Source organism: Colwellia sp. C1TZA3 (assembly GCF_007954265.1).
In the GTDB taxonomy this organism is placed as follows: Bacteria; Pseudomonadota; Gammaproteobacteria; order Enterobacterales; family Alteromonadaceae; genus Cognaticolwellia.
The window spans coordinates 1-4,576 of record NZ_VOLS01000107.1 but is presented as its reverse complement, the minus strand read 5'-3'; the positions used below and the strand labels follow the sequence as shown (position 1 = coordinate 4,576).

General features: G+C 40.4%; 4 protein-coding genes. 2 read left to right on the top strand and 2 right to left on the bottom strand.

The genetic code is table 11. The features are described 5' to 3' along the window. Window positions 1-249: 249 nt before the first annotated feature. Window positions 250-1,143, bottom strand: a complete 894-nt coding sequence (locus tag ESZ39_RS17130; RefSeq protein WP_146881137.1) for an HNH endonuclease — start codon at window positions 1,141-1,143, stop codon at window positions 250-252. A gap of 180 nt (window positions 1,144-1,323) precedes the next feature. Continuing rightward, complete coding sequence (locus ESZ39_RS17125; protein WP_146881136.1) at window positions 1,324-1,965, bottom strand: DUF5610 domain-containing protein; 642 nt, start codon at window positions 1,963-1,965, stop codon at window positions 1,324-1,326. A gap of 560 nt (window positions 1,966-2,525) precedes the next feature. On the opposite strand from ESZ39_RS17125, the gene ESZ39_RS17120 reads away from it, so the two are divergent. Together ESZ39_RS17120 and ESZ39_RS17115 are read left to right on the top strand one after the other, a co-directional pair. Continuing rightward, entirely contained in the window at window positions 2,526-3,680 is a 1,155-nt protein-coding gene (locus tag ESZ39_RS17120) for a TauD/TfdA family dioxygenase (protein WP_146881135.1), read from the top strand. A 29-nt stretch (window positions 3,681-3,709) separates the two neighbouring features. Further along, the gene (locus ESZ39_RS17115; RefSeq protein ID WP_146881134.1) at window positions 3,710-4,438 is read left to right on the top strand and encodes a class II aldolase/adducin family protein; all 729 of its coding nucleotides are present in this window, start codon (window positions 3,710-3,712) and stop codon (window positions 4,436-4,438) included. Window positions 4,439-4,576: the final 138 nt, after the last annotated feature.

Sequence of the window (4,576 nt, the reverse complement as noted above, 5' to 3'; positions counted from 1 at the left end):
CAGGAAAAATAACTCAAGGTAAGGCGCTCGATTGAGCAATAGCTGGCTATTGGGATTGAGAGCAACACAGCCTTGAGCTATTTTAACTAGTACAAGTGAGCAATAACTTAATGGGATTGGTATTAGTTGCTAGCTATCAGTTTAACTGACACTTTTAATCGCTCGGTATTTAGAAAACCGCTTACTGCGCTGAGCTAATCAAGCGGTATCTATAATAGCTAGACAACTATAAAAAAGCCATCGCGGGTGTTATTTAACATCATTCATTGCAAAAGCTTTATTATGTTCAAGAATATATTCATCAAACCTCAATTGTAGCCTAGGATGCATGCGAGCTATCGCAAGCTCTAGCCCCTTTTCAATACCGATACTTTCTAATAAGGCTAAATCAAGGCTATGGGCAATTTTAACAATATAGCGCATTCTTTGTTTCTCAAAAGTAATTAAATGCTTAGCGAATAACTTATCAACATGCGAGCATAATAAAATGCCATTTACGCCATCTAACCTTTTCTTATTGTCTTCACATTTTGCCCACGGAATAATATGAGAAGCGACTAACATTTCAGCAATATTTATACCTGTTAATGCACATCTCTCGCCATTACCCCAAGTATCGATAACATTTTGTCTAAACTGCCCTTGTCCAATTTGGCACAAGATTAAATTTTCTTTTTCTGTCTTTTCAATAGCTAAATTGAGTATCTCTAACAGTTCTACCGCTGCTTTTGCGCTAGGTTTTGCGCTATATTCAGGTTTGTGTGCACCTTCTGCGTACCATTTATCATCAGTGAAGTTAAGGGTCATATCCGTTAAGGTTTTTATAAACTCTTTTATGCTACTTCGGCCGCTATCAGTGGCATCTACGTAGTCTAGATCTTCAATTATTGGAAAGGTTTTTAATTGATAACCCTGCTCTTCAACTAATCTAATATGCTCTACAGCTTGAATATAACCAGGTTGCTTTCTACCTTTTTTATTTTGCAGCCAATCCTTATCAAGGATTAAGCTCCGCCCTTCTTGAGTATGAGTATCCCAAGCCCCAAAAATAACAAACTTAGCTGCATGGTTTACAAATGAAAAATCAGTTCTCCAATTATTCGCTGTACCACCATGAGACTCGATAAATTTCTTCCTAGACAACTGACGTACTCCTTTAAAAAATTATTTATAAAATTACACAGCTTATAAAGCCATTACTCTTGATTCTGCACTAAAGTGAGTTAAATCAGTACAAATAAATTAAAAATAGCAAGATTAGGTAGTAAATAACAGCAAATATTAACCGCTACGGCTGGCTAGATAGCGGCCTACTTATCGTTGTTACGGTTCAAGCTGATCTACTTTTTTAGCACTTAACGACTCGACAAAAGACTGTAGCCCTATTTGCACTAACTGATAAGTTTTATCAATATTATCGCTAATATCGCCCGCTAATACTTTTAAACCACCTAAAATATCCTTGGCTTCAGCAAAACCTTGCTCTATGCCACCACTAATAATCTCAACAAAAGCGGTTGACGATTCTGCTGCACTCATTTGAGGCTGCTGCGCTTGATAAGCAGCTAAAAACTGAGTACTAAAAGCAACAATACGCTCTGCCGTCGCTTCAGGACTGAAATCTCCACCCGACTCATAAGTCTCTTCAGCACTATTTTCAACACGACTATCAATTTTAGTTTCCTTGAGCGCTTCACTTATGCCCTCTAAGGCCGTTTTTAATAGCAATGACAGCGGCTGATCGCCTATTGTCGTATTAAATTTCAGTGAAGATTCTATAATGGCGGTGTTAAGCTGTTTTTTATTGCTGGCATAAATAGAACCTGACTCTTTACCAATGTTTTTATCATCAGCAAGTTCAGGTACTTGCTGCCCGATCGGTTTGTTAGCCATTTTATCTGCAGTTTTTGCTAATGTTCTAATATCTTGACTATAGCTATCATTGGGTGTGATTGATGAGCTCATAAAATTTACCTCGGTTGATCAAAGCATATGTAATTAATTACCTGCTCATTTTTAATGGTTAAAATAAATAACTACAGCGTTATAAAATTTATAAGGTGAATAACTACTGACTAAATTTTATGCCTTGTATTTATCCATTTTTCCTCATGAAAAAGGTGATCACTTAATTAATCAAATTGGTATAACAAGTATCGGCACAGTTGAGTATAACTAAAGCTAAAGTTGTCTGTATTTTACTCTACACAAGATTGTATTAATCATCCAGGAGGTATTTTTAAAACGTTGTTAGTATCATTGCTGGCAAGGACGTTTTTTAGTTATCAATCCCCTCGACCATTACAGCTTGTTCTATAAGCTGATGTCGACATTGTTATGACGCAAACTGCCGGTATAACTATGATAATCAATATCTCCGTACTTTAGTCATGCTGACAAAAAATCATGATAATCAATTAAGCACTTAAGCAATTACCGCACCAATGCTCCCTGAGAGGTTTCGACATTACATAGCCCAAATGATACAATTTCAATTTTAAATAAACCTAAATAAGCGCTGCTGAATGTCTGATATTGTATTACTGAAAACCGGTATAGAACTCCCTATGAACGCAGAAATGGTCTATTTCAATTACTTCTGGTTACGCGATAATTGCGCCACCTCATGGGATAGCAGCACTCAGGAACGGACCTTTGATATTCTTGATGAAGCTGATGACTTGCACGCGACAAGCGCCTGGATAAACCAAGCCTCGCTGGAAGTTATTTGGAGCGATGGCTATCAAAGTCGTTACGACCTAAACTGGCTTGAACGTTGGCACAAGGGAGAAAATCATGGTGATTTGGCTGTTCGTGCCCGTAAAACTTGGTATGGCGATCACTACCCAAATATGGCACGTTTTAGCTATGACGATGTTATGGCTAACCCCGCCAGTGTAGCTGACTGGGCAGAAGCGATGTTAGATGAAGGTGTTGCCCTGATTCAAGATATGCCAAATTCAAACGAAGGGCTAAAAACCTTATGCGAACTGTTTGGCACTGTGCGGCCATCTTTTTCTGGTTACACCTTTGACGTTCAGTCTAAAGCCAATCCGGAAAACCTTGCTTATACCAGCAAGGCACTTGAGTTACATACGGATTTGCCAGCAGAAGAACTTGCACCCGGCATCCAGTTCTTACACTGCCGAGTTAATGATGCGCAAGGCGGCAACAGCTTGTTTGTCGATGCGACTACCGTGGCCAATGCGTTAAAACAAAGCCATCCACAATACTTCAAAATACTCACAGAGTACGAAGTGCCTTATCGCTACACCACTGACTATCAGGATGTGCGTACCAAGCAACGCATAATCGAGCTTGACCCTAATAATGGCGAAGTTAGCGGTATTAATTTCAGTCAGCACTTAGCTGATGTCTTTGATTTCTCTCAGCGTGAAATGGATACTTTTTATCCTGCCTTTCGTAAGTTTGGCCAGATGTTACAAGATGCTCAATATCTGATGACCTTCCGTCTAAATGCTGGTGAGTGTATTGTATTCGACAACCACCGTATCGCCCACGGCCGAGCTTCTTTTATCAAAGGCAGTGGCGCAAGGCACCTACGGGGTTGTTATGTTGACCGAGGCGATCTGCGCAGTGTTTACCGTGTTTTACGTGCTAGCTATCCAAAAGCAGAAACAAAGGTAACAACCCCACTTCAGCCATCACTAGAGACCTAATCAGTCGAAACCTATTGAGGATAAGAAAAATGCAAACAGAACAAGCATTACGAGTCGACTTGGCCGCTGCTTTTAGACTTATTTATGAAATGGACATGCATGAGTCAGTCGCCAATCATTTAAGCGCTGCGGTATCTGCCGATGGTAAACAGTTTCTGATGAACCGTCGTTGGATGCACTTTGCTAATGTCACGGCTAGTAACCTACAGTTACTGGATAGTGAAGACAATAGTATTATGCAGACTGACCAAGCCCCTGATGCTTCGGCCTGGAGTATTCATGGCAATATGCATGCATTATTGCCAGCAGCCCAGGTTATTTTGCACCTGCACTCTACCTATGCAACCGTACTCTCAACCTTAAAAGATCCACGTATATTGCCGATCGACAACAATACCGCACGGTTCTACGAACGCATCGCCTATGATAAAAGTTTTGCCGGCATTGCCTCTAGCGATGAAGAAGGTAAACGCATCGCGGATAGCCTGGCTGGTAAAAATGCTTTAATGATGGGTAATCACGGCATTACGGTTACTGGCGCGACGATCGCTGAGGCTTTTGAGGATCTGTATTACCTGGAAAAAGCTTGTAAGACTATGGTGTTGGCTTATTCCACTGGCCAGCCTCTTAATGTTCTCTCTCATGAAATAGCACAAAAAACAGCAGAAAGTTGGGATGAATTTCGAGGCCAGTCTTACGCTCATTTTGAGCAGAAAAAAGCTATGCTCGATAAAAAGGGCAGCTCGTATCGGGAGTAAAGGCAAGGTTATTATACCAGTTCCATTAAGTTTGTGATCTTGTTGTGCGCAGGAAAAATAACTCAAGGTAAGGCGCTCGATTGAGCAATAGCTGGCTATTGGGATTGAGAGCAACACAGCCTTGAGCTATTTTAACTA

What these genes read in the sequence shown, in the direction of transcription:
- ESZ39_RS17125 (WP_146881136.1), bottom strand. Translation starts at nt 1,965, where the DNA reads ATGAGCTCATCAATCACACCCAATGATAGCTATAGTCAAGATATTAGA.
- ESZ39_RS17120 (WP_146881135.1), top strand. Translation starts at nt 2,526, where the DNA reads ATGTCTGATATTGTATTACTGAAAACCGGTATAGAACTCCCTATGAAC.
- ESZ39_RS17115 (WP_146881134.1), top strand. Translation starts at nt 3,710, where the DNA reads ATGCAAACAGAACAAGCATTACGAGTCGACTTGGCCGCTGCTTTTAGA.